General features: G+C 33.8%; 15 protein-coding genes. 9 read left to right on the forward strand and 6 right to left on the reverse strand.

Annotation, left to right across the window (positions count from 1 at the left end):
• Positions 1-15: 15 nt before the first annotated feature.
• The 3 genes from ACZ2G0_RS11980 to ACZ2G0_RS11990 are packed head-to-tail and all read right to left on the reverse strand — an operon-like array spanning position 16 to position 7,025.
• Positions 16-2,598: a S9 family peptidase gene (locus tag ACZ2G0_RS11980; RefSeq protein WP_417982760.1), complete on the reverse strand. Its 2,583-nt coding sequence runs from the start codon at positions 2,596-2,598 to the stop codon at positions 16-18.
• Positions 2,599-2,602: 4 nt separating this feature from the next.
• Entirely contained in the window at positions 2,603-4,012 is a 1,410-nt protein-coding gene (locus ACZ2G0_RS11985; protein WP_255493188.1) for a RagB/SusD family nutrient uptake outer membrane protein, read from the reverse strand.
• Positions 4,013-4,031: 19 nt separating this feature from the next.
• Entirely contained in the window at positions 4,032-7,025 is a 2,994-nt protein-coding gene (locus ACZ2G0_RS11990; RefSeq protein ID WP_182650438.1) for a SusC/RagA family TonB-linked outer membrane protein, read from the reverse strand.
• A gap of 853 nt (positions 7,026-7,878) precedes the next feature.
• On the opposite strand from ACZ2G0_RS11990, the gene ACZ2G0_RS11995 reads away from it, so the two are divergent.
• The gene (locus ACZ2G0_RS11995; RefSeq protein WP_086452575.1) at positions 7,879-8,205 is read left to right on the forward strand and encodes a helix-turn-helix domain-containing protein; all 327 of its coding nucleotides are present in this window, start codon (positions 7,879-7,881) and stop codon (positions 8,203-8,205) included.
• A 957-nt stretch (positions 8,206-9,162) separates the two neighbouring features.
• On the opposite strand, the gene ACZ2G0_RS12000 is transcribed toward ACZ2G0_RS11995, so the two are convergent.
• The 3 genes from ACZ2G0_RS12000 to ACZ2G0_RS12010 are packed head-to-tail and all read right to left on the reverse strand — an operon-like array spanning position 9,163 to position 11,983.
• A complete protein-coding gene (locus tag ACZ2G0_RS12000) occupies positions 9,163-10,386 on the reverse strand; it encodes a hypothetical protein (RefSeq protein WP_470307819.1) in 1,224 nt (407 codons plus the stop codon).
• Complete coding sequence (locus ACZ2G0_RS12005) at positions 10,383-10,823, reverse strand: QcrA and Rieske domain-containing protein (RefSeq protein WP_086455349.1); 441 nt, start codon at positions 10,821-10,823, stop codon at positions 10,383-10,385. Before ACZ2G0_RS12005 ends, ACZ2G0_RS12000 begins: the two co-directional genes overlap by 4 nt.
• Before the next feature lie 2 nt (positions 10,824-10,825).
• Entirely contained in the window at positions 10,826-11,983 is a 1,158-nt protein-coding gene (locus ACZ2G0_RS12010; protein WP_222616915.1) for a di-heme oxidoredictase family protein, read from the reverse strand.
• 172 nt (positions 11,984-12,155) lie between these two features.
• Here ACZ2G0_RS12010 and ACZ2G0_RS12015 point away from each other — a divergent pair, with 172 nt between their 5' ends.
• The 8 genes from ACZ2G0_RS12015 to ACZ2G0_RS12050 all read left to right on the forward strand — a co-directional run bounded on the left by ACZ2G0_RS12015 (position 12,156) and on the right by ACZ2G0_RS12050 (position 22,654).
• Positions 12,156-12,470, forward strand: coding sequence for a DUF6660 family protein (locus ACZ2G0_RS12015; protein ID WP_225872936.1), 315 nt, complete (start codon positions 12,156-12,158; stop codon positions 12,468-12,470).
• 96 nt (positions 12,471-12,566) lie between these two features.
• A complete protein-coding gene (locus ACZ2G0_RS12020; protein ID WP_417982906.1) occupies positions 12,567-16,886 on the forward strand; it encodes a CusA/CzcA family heavy metal efflux RND transporter in 4,320 nt (1,439 codons plus the stop codon).
• Positions 16,887-16,897: 11 nt separating this feature from the next.
• Entirely contained in the window at positions 16,898-18,148 is a 1,251-nt protein-coding gene (locus ACZ2G0_RS12025; protein ID WP_024981662.1) for an efflux RND transporter periplasmic adaptor subunit, read from the forward strand.
• 61 nt (positions 18,149-18,209) lie between these two features.
• The gene (locus ACZ2G0_RS12030) at positions 18,210-18,383 is read left to right on the forward strand and encodes a hypothetical protein (RefSeq protein ID WP_165930050.1); all 174 of its coding nucleotides are present in this window, start codon (positions 18,210-18,212) and stop codon (positions 18,381-18,383) included.
• Positions 18,364-19,038 (forward strand): DUF1345 domain-containing protein, encoded by a 675-nt coding sequence (locus ACZ2G0_RS12035; protein WP_086454894.1) that lies wholly within the window; start codon positions 18,364-18,366, stop codon positions 19,036-19,038. Before ACZ2G0_RS12030 ends, ACZ2G0_RS12035 begins: the two co-directional genes overlap by 20 nt.
• A 194-nt stretch (positions 19,039-19,232) precedes the next feature.
• Entirely contained in the window at positions 19,233-19,490 is a 258-nt protein-coding gene (locus ACZ2G0_RS12040) for a heavy metal-binding domain-containing protein (RefSeq protein ID WP_024981664.1), read from the forward strand.
• Positions 19,491-19,780: 290 nt separating this feature from the next.
• Complete coding sequence (locus ACZ2G0_RS12045) at positions 19,781-20,413, forward strand: phosphatase PAP2 family protein (protein ID WP_086455356.1); 633 nt, start codon at positions 19,781-19,783, stop codon at positions 20,411-20,413.
• Positions 20,414-20,692: 279 nt separating this feature from the next.
• Positions 20,693-22,654, forward strand: coding sequence for an LTA synthase family protein (locus ACZ2G0_RS12050; protein WP_131910602.1), 1,962 nt, complete (start codon positions 20,693-20,695; stop codon positions 22,652-22,654).
• Positions 22,655-22,682 lie beyond the last annotated feature (28 nt).

Here is a 22,682-nt window from a genome sequence, read left to right on the forward strand (position 1 = left end):
CTGCACTTATTTATTTTATTCCTTTAAATATCGGTCAAACCAATCGGTAATTCGTTTTGTAAGGTCCATTTTATTCTCCTTGATTACAATTACATGCTGGTCTTTTGGATATACCAATAAAACATTCTTCTTCTTGGCTCTTCTCAATGCATTATAAAAAAGTAAACTCTGTTCGTAGGGTAAATTAGTCTCCATTTTACCCACCCAAGACAGTAATGGTGTAGTAATATTATCTGCATAAAGTATTGGTGAATTTTTTAGGTACAACTCTTTGTCTTCAAAAATAGATTTTCCTATTCTCCATTGTTGCGATTCACTTCGCCATAATTCTGGGATATTGAGACTTTTTGAGTTACTAAAATACCAACTTACCATGTCTGAAATTGCTGCACCCGATACTGCCGCTGCAAAAATATTCGATTTTGTAATAATGTAATTTGTTTCATAACCTCCGAAAGAATGCCCTATTAAGCCAATATGCTTTATGTCAATCATTCCTGTTTTTACAACGGCATTGTTTGCAGCAACAACACAATCCAGTGCACTATTTCCGGTTTCTCCTTCATAATATTTCACATCTGGTAATAATACAAAATAATTTTGTTGCACAAAATGCTTTACATTAAAACCGGTATCGTTGTATAAAGTCGGAATGCAATATTCATGCAATGAGTTAGTGATTTGAGAGTACACATTGATTATCATCGGATATTTTTTGCCTGCTTCATAATTTACAGGATAGTATAATAAACCTTGCAGTTTGTCTCCTTTTGAATTCGAAAATGAAATTAGTTCTACCTTTCCTTGATTAAATTTTTTATCATGGGTATTGCTTTCAAACAGAACCTTATTTACACCGTTTTTAAATAATACAATTCTTGGAGACTCATTATGCGATTGTTCTCGATAGACATACACTTCATTATTGACTCTACGCAATTCATCTGATTTTGTATCATTGTTTGCTACTGGAATTAAAGTGTTGGATGTAGAAACTAATTTGAATTGTTGTGCTTTGGTAGTCGAATTTCTTGATGAAACGATTAAATTAGTAGTCGCATTAATTTCAGTAAGAGCCCAACCATTGTAATTATCATTTCCTATTTGCTTGATGTTTGAACCCTCTACAGTGAAGTGAGTACTACTTTCTCGTCCATTTGTAATGCGTTTTAGTTTATTTGTTTTGATGTGAAATTGATAGATATCGAATTCATCTTGTAGCAAAAGGTATTCTCCATTATCACTCCATCCTTTCATTCCAAAAACATGTGGTCTTGTTATGTACTTTAAATCAGTTGAAACCCATTCGGAACCTGTAGGTGGCACAATTGACACTGTAGATTGTGTTTTTATATTGTACAGCCACCAATTTTTATCTTTAAAATAGCATATGTACGCTCCATTTGGGGAAAAAGACAATAAGTAATTTTCGCCAGGTTGCTTTTCTAAAAATAACTTTTTGGTACCATCAGCCAGATTGTACAAGAAATAGTCAACCTCACCATAGCGTTTAAAATGAGGCGCATATGCAGTTGGATTGTAAAGTAATGCAACTGATTTACTGCCGTTAAGCTGTACAAAAGGAAATTCTTTACTTGTAATCGTATTCCAGCGCTTTTCTTCAATAAACCAAACCGATAAAGTGGAATACCCTTCTAAATTTTCCCTACTTGCTTTTGGATAAATCCATAAATCTTCTGTATCCCAAACCTCGACATCGTCTTTTTTTGGTGTTGCCTCTTCTTTGACTTTCGCGATTCCAAAAAACACCCTTTTACCATCACTTGAAATTTTGAAAGACTTTGTGGTAACAATTTCATGCTTTTCTGGAAAATTTAAGAATGATTTTGGTTCAAAGGTTTGAATACTTTTATCTTGGGTTTTGTAGAAATTCAGTTTTGTGTATTTCCCGTTGATGCCCTCTTCGAGCCAAAAAACACCTTTTCCATATTCTGCTAATGTCAGACCAGATAATTTGTTTTGCGTTGTGTGATATTCAGTTTTTTGGTTTGTCCTAAGATTTATTGTTCCGAAACTACTTTTCCCTTTATGGTTACTTAGATAAGTCAGGATATTATTAAGCTGGTCCAATTGGTATTCTATTACATTTGGAAGTTGGATAATTTCTTTATTTTTGATGGTCCTTACTATCAATTCCCCATCATTGGAATAGCTCACGATAATTTTCCCGCTGTTGGCAAATTCAAAAGCAGCACTATTCGCTATAACAGTACTTTCACTACTTTCTAAGTTGGTTACTATTACTTTATCTCCTTGAAAGGCACCAAATGCAATTTCACCACCAAATTTGCCTTGTGTTCCTAGTGGAAAACTAAATACAATATTTTTCTGGGTATGTTTTACAAAGAGTGTATCTGAACCATTGCTGTACTGCATATCAAATGATATCCAGTTTCCTTTCTGGGAAATAGCTCTGTTTTCTAATTTGCCCCACCTTTCATACTCTGCTACAGCAATATTCTTTTTGGAATTATCCTGCCCGTAAATAGAGCAGGATATTACTATCCAAATTGTCAAAATTGTTTTTTTACAAGAATAACTGAAAGCGATAGTACTATTGTTTTTTAATAACTTCATGACTTTAATAACCTGTGTTTTGTGGTTGTAAATTAGGATTTGCGTTCAATTCTAGCTCTGGAATAGGCCACAAAATATCTGAACTGTTCCAGCCTGGTTTTGAAACAGATAGTATTCCATCGACTGTTCCACTGCGCTTTAAATCAAAAAAGCGATGGCCGTGTTCAGTAAAAAACTCAAATCTTCGTTGTTTTTGAATTTCAGACAAAATTTCAGTGGCGATAGATGATGTAGTTATTGGTAAGCCAGCGGTCGTTCTTATTTTATTTAAATCCTCTTTTGCGCCCGCTAAATCGCCTTGTTTTGCTCTTGCCTCGGCTCTGATCAAATATTGTTCTGCTAAGCGCAACACAATAGAATATTCCTGCGAACTTGTTGTTGCAGTACGTAGTTTGTATTTATTGGGATGATTCCAAGTATTTAGTCCGGTGGTAACTGACTTTGTCCAATTCACTTTGCGTTGGTCGCCTGTTTCAAATGCATTCATAAAATCCGTACGAAGCGCACAAACTGGTGGCGGTCCTGATACGAAAATAAAAGTTGTACCTTCATTACTATTTCGTACCGCTGTTGCTGATGCTAATTGCCAGATAGTAGTTTTACTATTTCTTAGAAAAATCTTGTTTAAATCCGTTTCCCAAGCATAAAGCGGACTATTGATAACAGTAGTTGCTTCATTTGCTGCTGCTGTATTTTTATTCATGTATAAATATACTCTCGCCAGCATGGCTTTGGCCACCATTTTATTGGGTTTTGCACGATCCGAAGAACTATAATTTTCAGGCAATCTAGAACTGGCAATTTCTAAATCCTTCGCGATTGCTGCATATACTTCATCAGCAGCACTACGTGTAACTTTTCTATTAATTTCATAATTGGTTCCTGTAATATAGGGGATGCTACCATAAATTTGCAACAGATAAAAATGCACTAGAGCACGAACGAATAGTGCTTCACCCGACACTCTGTTTTTAACCGCAATAGGTAACCCAGTCGAATTTTCAACACCTTGAATAACTGAATTTGCATTATATATTTGACTATAGCTTGAAGTCCAAAGTGACGCCACAGTAGCATTGTCAGCCGTAAGCGCATTGTTGTAAATAGGTAAGGAAATTGTAGAGTTGGTATAATCTTGTAATTCATCAGCGTACAATCCCATTCTAACAGATGCACCAGTAGGTAATCCAGATAGGATGCCGCCGTCACGAAGTTGTGCATAGATTTGTGCCATTGCTGCATTTGCTGTCAATTCACTTTCAAAAACTGTAGTTCCTGTAAGCTGAGAATTAGGTAATGGAACCTCGACAAAATCACTACAGGAACTTGAAGACAGTATTAGTGCCAAAACCAAAAGAATGCGATACAGCTGGAATGGCTTTGTTAGTACCATTATAAATTGTAAATTTTTCATATTACTATTTTTTTGAGGATTAAAAGTTTAATGTCATTCCGCCACTGATCACTTTTAGCGGAGGGAGGAATCCTGAGAACTTAAACTCGGGATCACCTGCTTTGTAAGATGTAAATGTCAGTAGGTTTTGACCTTGAATAAAAAGTTTGCATTTTACATTAGTGGTCGCTTGTAACGGAATATCATAGGAAAGTGATATATTTTTTAGTCTGATGAAAGAGCCGTCTGTAATTACGGCATCACTTTCTATGTACCTATAATAGGTGCTTACCGCTGCACCATTTAGTCCCGTAGTATGCAGTTGCGAACTGCTTTGATTCCCAATTTGCTGCCAAGCATCGCCAATAGTGTTGCTTTGGTTTACTTGACCACCTCCCGGAACATTTGAAATGTAATCGTAATTGTCTCTTTTTACGAACTGCAATAAAAAATCCAATTGCCAATTTTTATAGTCCAATTGGTTTTGGATGCCTCCAAAATATTTAGGAGATAAGTCCTTAATAATTTGCTTGTCGCCTGCTGTTATGCTTCCATCCCCATTTAAATCTTCAAAATCGTATAATCCTGTTTGTGGATTAACACCTTTGCTTTGGTATAATTTTACAATATCAATTGATTGTCCAATCACATACCGATTTGCAAAAGTGGAACCTGAAAGATTCGGGAAAGAAAGTAATTTATTTTTTGAAACGGCCACATTGAAGTTTGTTGACCATTTAAAAGAGTTTGAATCAATATTTAGGGTTCGTACGGAAAATTCAAAACCTGAATTTTCAACGGTAGCATCAAGATTCGCATTCAATGACAAGAAACCTGTTGTAGCTGGCATAGGAATACCCACCAATTGATCCGACGAACGATTCCTATACAACGCTAGCGTACTAAAAATTCTGTCTTTAAAAAAACCAGTTTCTAAAGCTAATTCTAGTTTACGATTGGTTTCCCATCCAAAATCGGCATTATAAAGTCGTGTAGGTTGTAACCCAATTATGCCCTGATAATTAGCACCAGTTGTACCGTAGGTATCATAAAACTGATAATCTCCAATTTGATCATTGCCCGTAGTTCCATAACTAAAACGGAGTTTTCCAAAACTCATTTTACTGTTTTCTGGATTGAATTTTTCTTTGCTAAAAATCCATGCGGCACCAATAGCACCAAAATTAGCATATTGTTTGCCTGGTCCAAATCGGCTGGAACCATCCCGACGACCTGTAAAGTTTAAAAAGTATTTTTCGTCGTAACTGTAATTGATGCGACCAAAAAAAGCTTGATAACGGTATAAAAAAGTATCGCTATTGGTTGTGTTTTTTGTAATTGCAGAAGCTAAGTTGTTAATCAGATTGTTGTTTGCAAAACCAATACCCGATTGGAATAGGCGTTCTGTACGTTGCTGTTGGCTAGTCATCCCCAGTAGCACATCAAATTTGTGGTTTCCAAAATTTTTGAAACCTCTTAGTTGTGGCTCTATAATCCATGATTGTCTGCTGGTAAGGTTTAAGTACATTAAGGAATTGTCACTCCCAACTTCGTAAACGGGATTGTAAATGGTGGATGGTATCGTTCGCACTTCTTTGGTTTTTAAATCGGTAAAACCAAAGTTTGATTTTATTTCTAAACCTGGAATTAGTTCATATGACAACACACTGTTGGCCACCAAGTCATTGGTGTTCGCACGGTAGGTGCTTTTTAGAGGTGCCAAAGGATTTTCGAAGGTATCATTTTCCCAGTTTAAATTTCCATTTGAATCGTAGAGTGCGGGAGCGTTTGGTGCCAAATAACGCGCTGTTAATGTCAAATCTGTCGCTGCTTGTAGATTGTCTTGTGCCGTGTAATTTCCCGAAAAAGAGATTTTGAATTTCTTATCTAAAGAAGTGTGGTTTATTGAGCTAAGAATCCCTCCTTTAATGTACCTGAAATCTCCCGGAAGGACTGTTCCCTCGGTTCTGTAGTTCCCACTCATCAAGAATTGTGTTGTTTCACTACCACCAGAGATACTGGTTCTAAAGTCATTAATTGTTGCTGAACCGCCTAATAATTCCTTTTGCCAATTGGTATATCGAGTTTGATCCCAAGCTCCATTTACATCATAATCAGTATCCGATATTGGAATTCCATCATTGATAAATGCTTGTTTACGCATCGACAGATACTGCTCCGTATTCATCAGATCTACAAATTTAGTCGCTGTACCAACGGCTGTTGAGGCAGTTACTGAAATGTTTGTTTTACCTGACTTTCCTTTTTTTCGAGTAATTAAGACCACACCGTTTGCTCCCCTTGAGCCGTAAATTGCAGTCGCATCGGCATCTTTTAATACTTCGATATTTTCTATATCATTGGGATTAATACTGTTGAGCGGGCTGGCTTGGCTTGGTAATGCCGTTGATGTGTTCGCACTTCCTATGGACTCGTTTGAATAGGGAACTCCATCAATAATGTATAATGGTTCATTTCCATCAAGGCGAATACTGTTACGACCTCTAATTTTAATTTGGAAACCACCGCCGGGAGTTCCCCCATCTTGAATGATATTGACACCTGCCATTCTTCCTTGCATTGCGGCTAATACATTTGTGACAGGTTGCTTGTCGATGTCTTTCGCAGTCATTCTTGCAATGCTACCGGTTTGCTCTTTTTCTTTAATAGAATAATATCCAGCATTTATTACGATTTCTTTTAAAGTCGTTGCATCTTCAGTCAATTTTACATTAATAGTTGCTTGATTTGCAACTACAATTTGAATCGTTTTATAGCCTAGATAGGAAAAAACCAAAACATCATTCTCAGCTGCTAGTATTGTGTAATTTCCATTTTCATCAGAAAATGCTGTTGTTGGCTTATTGTTAACCTTTATGGTTACGCCAGGAACTGTGCTGGTATCATCGGTGATTTTGCCTTTAATAGATCGTGTTTGAGCATTTAATCCTGCAAAGAAGCACAGGAAAAGGATGCAGTACAGTTTGGACAGTTGTGTTGTTGTCCAAAACTTCAAAAATGATTTTTTTTTCATACTTTTGAATTGGTTAAATGAGACTTCGGTTTAGTTTGCTTTGGTCCTCTATTCGTCCGCCAAGAAGAGTTAGAGGGCCTTTTTTTGTGATTAGCCTCGAAAGCGCTAAGGCATAGATTTTTATTTTTTAAGTCATAGGCGTTATCTGAATATTATTAGGTGTTATTACATCTAAGCACGCTGTGTGATGTGAAAATAAATAGTTATTTTTCTTAGTTATTGCTATTTATATAAAAGCATCGGAACCATAAAGCCAACAAATTATCAGCGTAATGAAAGCTAGAATTAAAGTAACTTTTATAGTTTTATAGTATTTCATCTTTTCGTTGTTGTTTGCTGTTTTTCAATTTATTATTTCGATTTGCACTATTGCTATTACCACAGATCTTGAGAGCACTCTTTTTTGGATGCAAAGGCTTTTGAATTTATATTGTTTATTTAGGAAAGTACACTGCCGTTGCCAGTTGCAGCCCAACTCAGGCAGTGCGTTTCCAAACAAACTAATTCAATTAATTGATTGATTTACGATACTGTAAAAAAGAAGATTAGCTAAGAATAAAAGGGAGTAACTTTTGCGCATAAAAAATGGCATGGAACTCAGCTTATTGCATCAGAGGCATTGGCATACCTTAACCACAAATAAGTGAGCCCACGCCATGGGACGTGAGCATCTTACTTATCATCTCGTGGTTATAAAACGCCAATTTTCTGATACGAGATTCTAAGCGAATGCTTCAAATATTTTATATGAAGAATCGCAAATATATTAATTATGTTACAAATATAACAAAGTTATTCAAAACTAGCACTATCGTGCCAATAAAATTCATGAAAAATATTTTCTTTTGCCGTAATGGTTAATAATAAAAGTAATAGCAACAAAAGTAATGAAGCAAAAATATTTTTGCTCGATAGATTTGTTTGTAACTACATTAAAAAAGAATGGATTTCAGATGAAAAATCAAATCTATCTCAAAGTCAAGAACTCGGAATACATCCTCATGTTCTAACTAAGATTAAAAATGATGATGGCTACCGAATACCTTTATCAACACTGGCAATTATCTGCTTTTACAAAAAAATTGAATTATCTGAATTTTTCAAATTGATTGAAAAACAATATGGTTCTAAGATTAATGACGATTTTGTTTTAAAAACGAACACAAAAAAAGATGCTTAAGCATCTTTTTCTGTTTTATGGCGGTATGAAAAACTTATCAATTTGGCATTTAAACTTATCAGAAACTGAAGAATTGATTTCATGCTATAAGTGTAACTCTCTAAACATATTGTAAGCTTTAAAATATTAATTTGCAAAACTTCCTAAAGAAAGTAAAAGTACTACAAATTACAAAAAGTTATTAGATTTCAGCCTATAAATGAAAAGTAAATTTTTATGAATATGGGCAAGAATGGTAAAACCGCAAAATATCCTTTAACTCATTTCAGTCTAACGGTTAAAAAAAAAATTGAATAAATCGATTTTATTTCTCATCGTGAATAGAATTCTCTCTCTCCTCTACCTCCTTTACTGTGCGTTTAAAATTAAACTTTTTTGGAATAATTAGATTAATGATGGTATAAAAAAAGCTCATAAGTAGAAATAATATTCCTGTTTATATTTCTGTATGTCAACACAGAAAAAGGACAATTATTAAAATTACCCAACTTAATAGAACATTTCACAGAACAGACCACGAAGTGAAAAAACTGAAACTGTCTGCGCTAGTTCCTAATAAACAGGTAATAAAAACTATACAAGAGGGGACATTAACTTTCCACTTGTTTTACAAATATGGTAGATAGTGTTTTGGATATGCCATGAGTTATCCCACACAACTTATGAATACTATAAAGGTGCAGCGTTCGGCGCGTACAATGCAGTCACTGGGTATTCCCAAAATATCCAAAATTAACAAAAGATGATGAAGCCAAACTAACCTCTATTTGATGGTTAGCACAGGACAGATAAGCACGCAATCGACTTTTAATCTTTGTTTGGAATTTTTCAATAAAGTTTCGGACGCACTAATCCTTAAATTAAGCAACCAGAGGCTGTCCGAAAATTACTTTTCGGACAGCCTCTGGTTTATATTATTTATAATTGTCGATAGATAGAATTAGTCTATAAAAATCCCTAAAAATAAGTTGAAACTCCAACACTAAATCCATCGGTAGTAGCCGGTGGGTTTCCTAAAATATCGGTTTGTTTCTGAAAGCGATAATTTAGTCTAAAAACAGTCTGTGAGGTAGGACGGAAACTTAACGCAGGCATGATGCTCCAAATATCTTCTGCAATATTCCCACTAGTTTCGTTAAAGGTTCCAACGTTCCAATCAACATATTCCAGTCGACAAGCTAAGTTTAACACAACATTTTCCCAACCTAAAACATTTTTTGTAAGTAAAGGTTGAACGATATCGATAAATCCTCCAAATTGCTTATTGCCAAATTGTTGGCCATACGTTTCCGGAACATCTACTTTAACCCATGCCAATTCTGAAGTTGTAAACGTTTTAATTTTAGGAAGCGTTGTGTTAAAGTCTAATGCATAAATATCGACACGTCGTTTTTTGTCTAAAATTATTCCTTCATCTTGAAATTTATTGTAAACGCCCCCCATATAGGAGAGTCCTAATTCACCAATTTTACTGTTTCGAATAGCGATTTTACTAGTAAATAAAGGTAATCCGCTATTTATTTCTTCAAAACGTTCTGGATTGTTTTTGGCAGCTGGCAGAAAAGTTTTGTTCTCTGTGTTTTCAATTATCGAGTTATCAAAACTTCCTGAGAAATAAGCTTCATAGCCAATCATCCAATTCTTCGAGTATTTTTTTCCAAAAAGCCCAGCCCCAGCATTACTAAAAGTACTCGGTAACATTTGTGTTGCTGAAATGGGTCTGTCGGTAAATTCCCATTTTGGACCATCATGATTCTGATTGAAAGCCCCAATAGGATTCATGATTATTCCTCCTCTAAAATTAACCAAGGGATTAAATTCAACATCCACAGAGGCGAATTCTATAGCGATTTCCTTTCCACCTTCTTCAAATTCGATCTCGCTTAAAAATTTCACACGTTTGCTGATTGCCGATGACATAAAAATGGTTAATCGTCTGGCTTGAAATTGATGTCCTTCGGAAACGCCATCGGTGGAAAGGCGTTGCCAATTAGCTTCCAGATAACCTCCAACGGCTATGGGTGTTTTTCCAATATTTAAAAAAGGACGATTATAAACAGCATCCATATTTAAAGCTTGTTTTGTACTGTCTTTAGACGTCCTTTTTAGTAAAACAGGGTCGATTTGTGAATAGAAATTTATAGAAAATAAAAATGTTATGCATAGGAGTTTTAGTCTCATTTTAATGATATTTTAAGGGTGCCGTTATCTATTATGATCGGAAAATTTCGTAAATTTCTATCAGCCGGGCCGTTTTCTAAACTTCCTTTGTTGCTAAATTCACTTCCATGTGCCGGACATTGTAATTTATCTCCAAAAACCTGCAGTTCTGCTCCTTGATGAGTGCATTGCATAAATAGTGCGCTATAATTATTCGCGTCAAAACGATAAACACAAATAGGATGGGTCAGTTTTTCGTTTTGTATGATTACGTATTTTTTATATTCTATGATTCCCTTATTTTTGATTTCAAAATCAGTCAATGGAACTAGAATATCTGAACCTTTTATCTCTTTTTCCAAAATTTTAGATGTGCTGCAGCTTTGTAATAAAGTAAGAGTTGAAATTCCTGCTAAACAACCAAAACCACATGTTTTTAAAAAATCTTTTCTGTTCATAATTACAATGATTTTATAAATTTTAGTAATGCCTCTCTGTCTGATTGTGAAAGATTTTGATAGCCTGTTTTACTGTTGTTTGCTTCGCCACCATGCATTAAAATGGCACTTTCAATACTATTTGCTCTACCATCGTGCATTAAGAAATAGTTCCCTCCTTGTGCGTCTTCAGAAAGCCCTATTCCCCATAGTGGTGGTGTTCTCCATTCGTAAGTTTTTGCGCTTCCTTCAGTATAACCATCGTCTAAACCGCTTCCCATATCGTGTAATAACAAATCGGTGTAAGGAGCGAATGTTTTATTTGAAAGGGCCTTAATAGGTGAATAACCTGTTTTCAATTCAGATTTATGACAGCTTGCGCAATTAATTTGGTTAAAAATGGTTGCTCCTTGTTTAACAACTGCATCACCTTGATTGCGTTGAATTGGTGCTTTTAATGTTTGCAAGTAAAAAACAACGTCGTTTACGGTACTTGTCGCAATTTCAGGATCAATTTCCAGATTAGTATAAACGTCAATAGGATTGAATATAGAGGTAATTCCGATGTCTTGGTTGTAAGCATTTACGGTTTGGTGCAATAAATCAAAAGCCGCGGCTTTTTTGCCAAAACGGCCTATATATTTTCCGTTTTGAGAAACAGCATTTGATGTTGGGATTACAAAGTCAGGAATGTCTATCCAGTTTGGAACACCCGATATTCCATCGCCATTAACGTCATTAGGATCTGCCATTGCCAGGATAGTTGCATCTGTAACAGATTCTAAAAATCCTAAACCTGTATTTGCTGGTGGCGTAAATTTAGCAAAAGTAGCTCCAGATGGGATTTGTTCGGGTAAAAATCCGGGTAGCGATCTATTTTGTAATTGTGGGCCACCTTGGTTTAGGAACAAGTTTCCTGTTTCATCAATTTGTCCAAAACGGGTAAGTGTGGTAGAGGGGTGTCCTTTACCGTCGCCAGCATGACAACTGATACAGCTTGACGCAACAAAGGTAGGACCAAGTCCTGTTTCACGGGTAAAAACCTCATTGAATGCCGCATCACCTTTTAAGAAACGTGCTAACTCTTCATGGGAGAGCCCTTCAACGGTTCCATCTAAAACTTCATCATCAGCAGGAATTTCAGTATAATTTTCATCACAAGATGTGAATAACAGGATCAAGAGTATTGGTATAACCCAAAAAAAAAGTGTATTGTTTTCATTTGCATAAATTAAATTTTAGGCAAAGCTAAATAAATATTTCGTATTAAATAAAAATAAAAATATAATAATAAAAATTAATTAATCCCTAAATCATATAAATTTTATTGTTACTTTTGTATTAGTGAAATGGATGAACCTCATACTATCAATTTATCTAACAGCACTTTCATTTTTGCCTTGTGCTGATTTGGAAGTAAATAGTTTGGTACATACATCAAAGGAACTTTCCTCCTATAAAGAAAACCATTCCCACAATAAAGAAAAAGATTTGTGTTCTCCTTTCTGCGCTTGCAATTGTTGTGGAGTGCAAATATTAAGTCATTTTCCAATTAAATTCGATTTTCCTTTAATTTCTGCAGTTATAAAAACCAAAGAGCCATTCTATAAATCTATTTTTGCTTCCAATTTCTTCGGAAGTATTTGGCAACCGCCTCAAATAGCATAATGATGCCCGAGTAATTTCGGGTTAGAAAATTGTGACCTTTTCACAAATAATGGCAAATATTCTATTTGCTGATTTCTAATTCATTATAATATTTCAATGTTAGACAAAATCATACAATTTAGTATAAAGAACAAGTTCATTATACTCTTATTTATCCTTGTGCTTATAGCCTGGGGAAGTTATTCTATTAAAAATTTACCGCTGGATGCCTTGCCAGATGTAACTAATAATCAAGTACAAATAATTACTACTGCCCCTACTTTAGCAAGTCAGGAAGTAGAACAATTAATTACCTATCCACTCGAACAAGCTGTAAAAACGATTCCAAAAGTAATTGAATTACGAAGCATTTCTCGTTTTGGATTATCTGTGGTAACTGTTGTTTTCAAAGACGATGTAGATATATATTGGGCAAGAGAGCAAATTTTTCAACGCTTAAAGCAAGCTGAAGAAAACATACCTAAATATGCAGGTTCTCCAGAATTAGGACCTATTTCTACAGGTCTAGGAGAAATATATCAATACGATGTATATGCCAAAAAAGGCTATGAAGATAAATACGATGCCGTAAAATTACGAACCATTCAGGATTGGATTATCACTCCACAATTACAGGGTATTGAAGGTGTTGCCGAAGTCAGTACCTGGGGAGGAAAATTAAAACAATACGAAGTGGCTATTAATCCAAATAAACTAAATAGTTTAGGAATAACCATTACCGATATTTTTGAGGCACTCGAAAAAAACAATCAAAATACAGGTGGTGCTTATATTGAAAAAGACCAATACTCTTATTTCATTCGTGGTGTCGGTATGGCTACAGGCATCAAAGATTTAGAAAACATAGTGGTTGCAAATAAAAACGGAGCACCTATTTTAGTTCGAAATGTAGCCGAAGTTCGAGAAGGTGTAGCACTGCGTTATGGGGCATCTACTAAAGACGGAAAAGGAGAAATTGTATGTGGAATGGCTCTTATGCTAAAAGGAGAAAATTCAAGTGCAGTTGTCAATAGAGTAAAAGAAAAAATGGATCAGATCAACAAAACTCTTCCAGAGGGAGTGGTTGCTGAAGCTTTTATCGATAGAGGAAAATTAGTAGATAGTGCCATAGGAACTGTTACTAAAAACCTATTGGAAGGTGCATTAATAGTAATATTTGTATTGATCTTATTTCTTGGAAATCTTCGTGCAGGACTAATTGTAGCATCTGTAATTCCATTATCAATGCTTTTCGCTGTGATTTTGATGAATACCTTTGGAGTAAGCGGAAATCTAATGAGTTTAGGAGCAATCGATTTTGGAATTATTGTCGATGGTGCGGTTATAATTGTCGAAGCAACAATGCATCATTTGCAAAAACTCAAAAGAAAAAAAGATTTATCCCAATCTGAAATGGATGAAGAGGTATATCAATCGGCTTCCAAAATTAGAAACAGTGCCGCTTTTGGGGAAATAATTATCTTAATCGTGTATTTGCCAATCCTGGCATTAGTTGGCACAGAAGGTAAAATGTTCCGACCAATGGCAATGACAGTAGGATTTGCAGTAATAGGTGCATTTGTTATGTCTTTAACTTATGTACCAATGATGAGTGCGATGTTCTTATCCAAAAATACAGAACACAAAACCAATTTTAGTGATAGAATGATGGCTTGGTTCGAGGGAATATATACCCCGTTTTTAGAAAAAGCATTGCGTTTCAAAAAAGCAGTTTTGGCAATTTCATTAGGTCTATTTGTATTGGCGCTAGTAATTTTTCAAAATATGGGTGGCGAATTCATTCCAACAATTGAAGAAGGAGATTTAGCCTTAAATGCTACAATTATGACCGGAAGTTCGCTTTCGCAAATGGTAAAAACAACCACAGAATATGAAAAAATTCTAAAAGCTAAATTTCCCGAAATTAAAACCATAGTAACCAAAATTGGAAGTGGTGAAATTCCAACGGATCCAATGCCTATAGAAAGTGGGGATATGATTATTGTACTTAAAGACAAAAGTGAATGGACAGGTGATTACGACAATTGGGAAGATTTAGCCAATGCAATGAAAGAAGAAATGGAAGCCATTCCAGGTGCTAATATTGAAGTTTCACAACCAATTCAAATGCGATTCAACGAGTTAATGACCGGAAGCCGAAGTGATATAGCCATTAAAATTTTTGGTGATGATTTAGAAATTTTAGATACTAAAGCCAAAGAATTGATTGCTAAAGTCAATAATATTGAAGGCATTGGAGACTTAAAAGCAGATAAAGTAACAGGCTTACCGCAAATTACTGTAAAATACGATTACAATAAAATTGCATTATATGGTTTGAATATTACCGATATCAACCAAATCATCCGCTCTTCATTTGCAGGAGAAAGCGCAGGTAAAATCTATGAAGAAAGCAAACGATTTGATGTAGTGGTGAGAATGGATGCAGCTAGCCGAACAGATATTACAGATGTGAGTAATCTATTTATTCCTTTACCAAACGGACAACAAGTACCACTATCACAAGTAGCAACGGTTTCTTATGAGCAAGGCCCTGTTCAGGTTTCTCGTGAGAATGGTAAACGTAGAATTACTGTTGGATTAAACGTTCGTGGTCGAGATATAAAAAGCGTTGTCGAAGAAATTCAGGCTAAACTTGATAAAGATTTCAAACTTCCCCCAGGTTATTATGTTACTTATGGAGGACAATTCGAAAACTTGATTGAAGCTACTAAAAGACTTTCGGTTGCTTTACCTATTGCATTAGCATTAATAATGGTGCTGCTATATTTTACTTTCAATAGTATGAAACAATCTTTGCTAATATTTACCGCCATCCCATTATCAGCCATTGGAGGTGTTTTCGCACTATGGATGAGGGGAATGCCTTTCAGTATTTCGGCAGGAATTGGATTTATAGCCCTTTTCGGAATCGCAGTGTTAAACGGAATTGTATTGATTTCTTATTTCAATCAATTGAAATCTGAAGGAATAACCGATCCATTACAAAGAGTTTTAATGGGTACAAAAACACGGTTACGACCTGTTTTAATGACAGCTGCTGTTGCGTCTTTAGGATTTATGCCAATGGCATTATCCACCAGCGGTGGAGCTGAAGTACAAAAACCATTGGCAACGGTTGTTATTGGAGGATTATTATCGGCTACATTATTGACGTTGATTGTTTTACCAATACTTTATTTATTGTTTGAAAAAGGAATTAAAGCAAGAAGAAAAATAAAAACACCAATCGTTACCCTAATAGTTTTATTGATAAGTAGTTTTTCTTTTGCTCAAAATAGCCAGCCTATTTCATTACAAAAAGCTATCGAAATTGCAAAAACCAATAATATTGATTTAAAGATTGCTGATAAGGAAATTGAGAAACAAACGGTTCTGAAAAAGACAGCATTTCAAGCAGATCCTTTGCAAGTGCAATATCAGGGTGGGCAATTCAATAGTAAATATTATGATAGCAATGTTTCGATACAGCAGTATTTTCCAATTGGAAGAATTACAAAAGCCAATCGTCAATTGCAGGAAGAATTGGTGAAACTAGCTGAAAAACGAAAAGCATTATCCGAATATGAAATCGAAAAAGCAGTAACAATCGCCTACTATCAATATTTATATGGTGTTTCTGTACAAAAACTAAATGCAGATTTATTGGAAATTTATTCTAAATTCCTAAAGAATGCAGAACTACGTTTTGAAACAGGCGAAAGCGGAAAAATTGAAGTAATCAGTGCCAAAGCAAAGTCAAAAGAAATAGAAACACAGCAAGCGCAACTCGAATTTGATTTGGCAATTTACCAAAAACAATTACAATTTTTTATTCAAACGGAAGAGAATATTGTACCCGATAGTACAACGCCAATGCAATATTCATTTCAACCGAATGAAAACCAATCCAAAGTAGAAACGTTGGTAACCGATTATTATACACAGCAAATTTCGGTGTATCAAAAAGAAGCCAATACTTTTAAAGCATTGCGAACACCAAAATTAGGATTAGGTTATTTTGGACAAACCATTGATACCAAATCTTATTTTCAAGGGTTTACGGCAGGTTTACAAATTCCTTTATTTGGTGGGGTAAATTCAGCTAAAGCTAAAGCATCTGCTATCAGTATTTCGCAATCCCAATTAGAATTAGACAAAAATAAATTGACTTTGAAATTACAAATGCAGGAATTGAAAAATGATTTCGAAAAGCAACAAAAAGCATTAGATTATTATCAAAAGGAAGGTTTGCTATATGCAGAACAAATAATTGCAACGGCTCAAAAAAGTTATGCCAATGGTGATATGAGTTATTGGTATTACATCAGTTTTTTGAATCAGGCTATCGACATCAAAAAGCAAAATGCCGAAGCTACCAATGCTTATAATCAAAGTGCTATTCAATTGCAATTTCCATCTATTTCTAACAAATAAAATTTCTCAAAATGAAAAATATAAATTCAAAATTCAAAATTTTCTTAATACTTAATACTTTATTCTTACTACTTCTCACCTCTTGTGGAGAAAAGAAAACAGAAGAAGCAGGTCACGAAGAAGAAAAATCAGAAAACGAAGTAGCATTAACAGCCTTACAATTCAAAACAGTTGGTATTCAAACAGGTTCTGTAGAAAACAGGAATCTTAATTTAGTGATTAAAGCCAATGGATATACGACAGTTCCACCACAAAATATGGCTAACATTTCAACCTTAATTGGAGGAACGGTTAAGGATATTTTTGTTTTAGAAGGCACGTATGTAAACAAAGGAAAAGTACTGGCAACTATTCAAAATTTAGAAGTAGTTGGAATGCAGGAAGATTATAATTCGGCTGTTGCCAATATTGAATACCTGCAATTAGAATACAATCGCCAGAAGACATTAACTGATGAAAATGTAAACCCTAGAAAAGTACTTCAGGAAGTAAAATCAAAACTAGCTGTTGAAAGAGCCAGAGCAAAAGCTGCAAAAAACAAATTGCAAGCCCTGAATATGAGTACAAGCGGATCAAGTTTGGTACCGATAGTTTCACCAATATCCGGTTATGTTGGAAAAATCAGCATTGCCAAAGGAGCATTTGCCGAAACAGGAATAACCCTTTTTGAAGTCGTGGATAATAGCCAGATGCACTTGGACTTAAACGTTTATGAAAAAGATTTGGAATCAATTTCTGTGGGGCAAACGATAGACTTTATTTTGACTAATCAAGGAAACAAATCCATTAAAGGAAAAATATTTGGTATCAATAAATCCTTTTCAAATGAAAGCAAAACCGTTGCTGTTCACGCCAAAATTAATCCAGCTGATTCCAAAGATTTAATTTCTGGAATGTATGTTTCTGCCAATATCAATATTAAAAATGCAACCGTCCCTGCCCTACCCAAAGATGCTGTTGTAAAAAATGGAGATAAATACTTTGTCTATATCCAAGAAGAACACGAAGAAAAAGCCACAGGTAAAAAAGCAGAAGCTCACGAACACAAAGAAGGCGAAGCACATTCTGAAGAAGCTGTTGGCGAGGAAGAAGGACACAACGAAGTACATTTCAAAGCAATAGAAGTTGTACCAGGAACAACAGATTTAGGGTATACCGAAGTGAAATTTGTTGAAGCAATTCCTGCCGATGCAAAAATTGTAATTAAAGGAGCTTTTTATTTACTGTCTGCTATGAAAGGTGGCGGTGAGCATACACATTAATAAGTAGTTTAAGAAGCATTAGTAAATTTTATTCACAACAATAGCTCGAATCGAACGAAGTGTGATAAAAAATATCCTAAAACGTTATGGGCAATTAGAAAATTTAAGACTATCTAAAACCGCTAGTATTATTTGTATTGGCGGTTGTGATAGTAAATTAATTGATGAAGACTATGCCCCCAAAATAATATTAGAAAAATCATTAATTGCTGAATATGAAAACAACAAAATATAGTTTTCTGCGAAATACTAGCGGAATAAAAAAGATAATAATTTGTCTTACCTTATCATTATTGTTGTATTTCATTTTACTGTTTTTTAAAATTGATATTAAAAACAGGATAATTTTATCCTGGGATATCTTTTGTCTTTCTCTAATTATATTTAGCTGGGCATTGTTTTTTACTACCACAAATAAAGATCTATGTGAGGTGGTAGATCGTCAGGATGATGGACTTAAAGTGATTTTTACGATAGTGCTCATTGCTGTTTGTGTTAGTTTGTTTGGTACTTTACTTCTTTTAAAAGGTACAGAAGAATCGTCCTTTAACAGAATATTTGATGCAATCGTTTCATTATCGCCCATTTTAGTGTCGTGGACATTGCTTCATACAATTTTTACAATTCGGTATGCACACTTATATCACGACCATAATCAATTAAAAACGGGTAGTAATGTTGGAGGTATCAAATTTCCTTGTAAGGAGGAGCCTGATTATATTGATTTCGCCTATTTCTCATTCGTAATTGGTATGACATTTCAAGTTTCAGATGTCCAAGTAAGCTCAAAGGTTATCAGAAGATTTGTTTTGTTGCACAGTCTAATTTCATTTGCGTTCAATACAATTATTGTGGCACTGACTATTAATAGTATTGCCAGTTTTAAATAACTATTTAATATAAAAAATTTAGAAAATGAACAAAAGACTCAATTGTTGGAAGTGTGTATTAATGCTTTCAGGTTTGCTTGGAATGGCTACCATTTTTTCATAATAACATTAACGAAGGATCAAATTAGGGTTTTAAATAATTCCTATTTGCACTCTCTTTTATATAATTTAAGAAACATTTTAAATCTAATTTGATGAAAAAATTAATCATACTAGGAATTATAAATATTGCAATAATGACGATTGTTTTTTCCTGTAAAGAAGAGAAAAAAGTACAAAAGGTTCATATTCACAAAAAGGCAGAAGCCCATAAGATAGTCTACGAATGCCCTATGAAATGTGAAAAAGGGAAATTTTATGACATTTCTGGAAAATGTCCTGTTTGCAAAATGTCATTAATAAAAATTGAACACGAAGAAAATAAAAACCATTTAGAACATAATCATAAATAACTAAAAAAGAAACACCAACACAAATATGATGCAAACAGTAAACAGCTTTGGTGCAGACAGGAAGAAAAAATAAATCACCAAACAAACAATCAGGTTGTTCTATTCACAATGATTCAGAAAATCATTCTGATGATGTTCATAAACGCTAAAGCGAAAGAAATGTCTGCCGAAGATAAATAAAACGGCTGTTCGCACGATCTAGAGCACAAGCATTAAAAAGTAGAACATAAATGAGTATTGTTTTCTGTATCCATTTGCATTATAAAAATTTTGATTAAAAAGACAGAAGAATGAAAAACAAAATAAATTTGTTACAAATAACCAATTTAGCGGTGTTGTTTTTTTGCATAAACTTTGCAAATGCCCAGAATTTAGACATTGATGTTTTAAGAAACATAAATCATAATAGGAACAAATCACTGGATCCAGCATCAAAAGGAATTACAAATAGTCTAGCTCCTGTAAGTATTGGAACTCCAATTATTATGTACTCTGTCGGATTGATAATGAAAGATAGTACAGTCAAAAAGAAAGCTATTTTTATTGGAGAAGCCTTTTTGGCTTCAGGATTTATAACATTTGCTTTAAAAAAAACAGTAAATAGAGAACGACCATTTGTAACTTATCCAGATATTGAGCAAGTTACAACAGCAACCGGACCTTCTTTCCCATCAGGGCACGCTTCTTTAGCTTTTGCAACTGCCACTTCCTTGAGTATGGCGTATCCAAAATGGTACATTATTGCTCCTTCGTTTGCGTGGGCAAGTGCAGTAAGCTATTCTCGTATGGTATTGGGTGTTCATTATCCAAGTGACGTGTTAGCTGGCGCAATCATAGGAAGCGGATCAGCTTATCTTTCCTATAAATTGAATAAATGGGTTAATAAAAAACAGAGGAAAAAAATCCCACAACTTTGGGAATAAATAGTTCTTTTTATTTAAAATCAAATACTTATGTTTTATATATAGTAAAAATAAAAAGGTTACAAACATTCTAAAACGAAAGAAATACCCAACATCTGCAATGAAGTCTTTAAAAAACTTAAACCTATCCCAAACTGCCAGTATCATTGATGATTTTGAAAACTATTTCAAGGCAGTAGAACCGATTAGGCAATGCTTTTAGGAAGTACATTTCTTTTAATAAAAGATGAAGGAGAAATGGTCTCTGGATTCTCATAACTAAAAATACAATTTAAAAAAATGAAAAATATATTTAACAAACGATTTTCATTACTATATTCATTTATATCAACTTATGTTCTGATTTCTTTCGGGATAAGAATTTCCCTTTATGCTTTATCATTTGATGATATTGATTTTTCTCTTATTTCAATTATCAAAATTTTCAGTTTAGGATTTTTCTTTGACCTATCAGTAGCTTTGTTTTTTTCTACAATTTATTATTCATATCTACTTGCTTTACCTTCAAAACTTGTCGGTGGCATACTTGATAAGGTAATTACTTATTTTTTAATGGGTATTTTACTATTCATTAGTATTTTTTCTTTTGTTGCGGAATTTCCATTTTGGGAGGAATTCAATACAAGGTTTAACTTTATTGCTGTTGATTATTTAATATATACTTACGAAGTTTTTGAAAATATAAATCAATCCTATCCAATCCCATTAATAATTTTGGTTCTATTTACTTTAATCTTCATTATATATGTCATTTATAAGAAGAAAAATGTTTTTAGGGAAACATTCACAGAAAAACCAAAATTTAAAGAAAGGCTTTTTAATGTTTTACCTTTATTACTAGTAACATTACTTTTCGCTTTTTTTGCAAAAAATAAACTTGCAGAATGGAGCATCAATAATTATGAAAATGAATTAAGCAAAAATGGTGTTTTCTCTTTTTTTTCAGCATTGCATTCAAACGAGTTAGATTATACAACATTTTATAAAACATTGCCTAACAAAGAAGCATATAAAATAGTAAAAAAGGAATTGCTTCAAAACAATCAAGAATTTACAAATCAAGAAAAAGATGCGATTACAAGAAACGTAAGTGGCTCAAAAGAACAAGCCCCTAACATAGTTTTAATTGCTATTGAAAGTTTTAGTGCCGATTTTTTAAAACAATTTGGAAACCAACAAAATCTAACACCTAATTATGAAGCATTAGCAAAAAACAGCATATTCTTTACTAATATGTATGCTACAGGTACAAGAACTGTTCGAGGTATGGAAGCACTCACTCTCTGCGTTCCACCAACACCAGGAAACAGTATTGTAAGAAGACCAAATAATGAAAGTATATTTTCAATAGCTACGATATTAAAAAAGAAAAATTATGATTTAAGTTTTATATATGGAGGCGATGGCTATTTTGATAATATGAACACTTTTTTTGGCGGTCAAGGGTTTAATATAATAGATAGAAACAGAGGAAATCCGCTATCTGATAATATTAAAACAAAACGATTTGCAATAGAAGACAACGAAGTAACATTTGAAAATGCTTGGGGAATTTGTGATGAAGATAGTTATACTCAATCTATAAAATATGCCAATATAAATTCAAAAAAAAACAAACCTTTTTTTCAATTTATAATGACAACATCTAACCATAAACCCTATTCATTTCCTAATGGAAGAATAAATATGGTACAAGGAAGTAGAGAAAGTGCAGTAAAATATACTGATTTTGCTTTAGGACAATATATCAAAAAAGTGAAAACAAAACCTTGGTTTTCAAATACAATTTTTGTAATTGTTGCTGACCATTGTGCCAATAGTGCTGGTAAATGGGAAATAAATATTGAAAATCATCATATTCCAGCAATGATTTACAATTTGAATAATCAAAAACAAAAAATCAATAAACTTGTATCGCAAATTGACCTAATGCCAACAGTATTTGGATATTTGAATTGGAATTATCAAACAGAACTTTATGGCAAAGATATTAATATAATGAAACCTAATGAAGAAAGAGCTTTAATTGGAAATTATAGAACATTAGGATTATTAAAGAATAAATATTTTACAGAAATAAATGACCGAAAAAAAGTAAATAATTATATATGGGATGCAGAAAAGAAAATAATGAAAAAAATAGAAAATAAAAATTTAATTGATTTAGAAAAATTAACTGTTTCTTATTACCAAACTGCGAGTGAACGATTCAAAAATGGTAAGATGAAACAAAGTAATTAATTATAAATGATTATGTTTTTGTTCTAGA

The organism is Flavobacterium sp. KKT103, assembly GCF_055640565.1.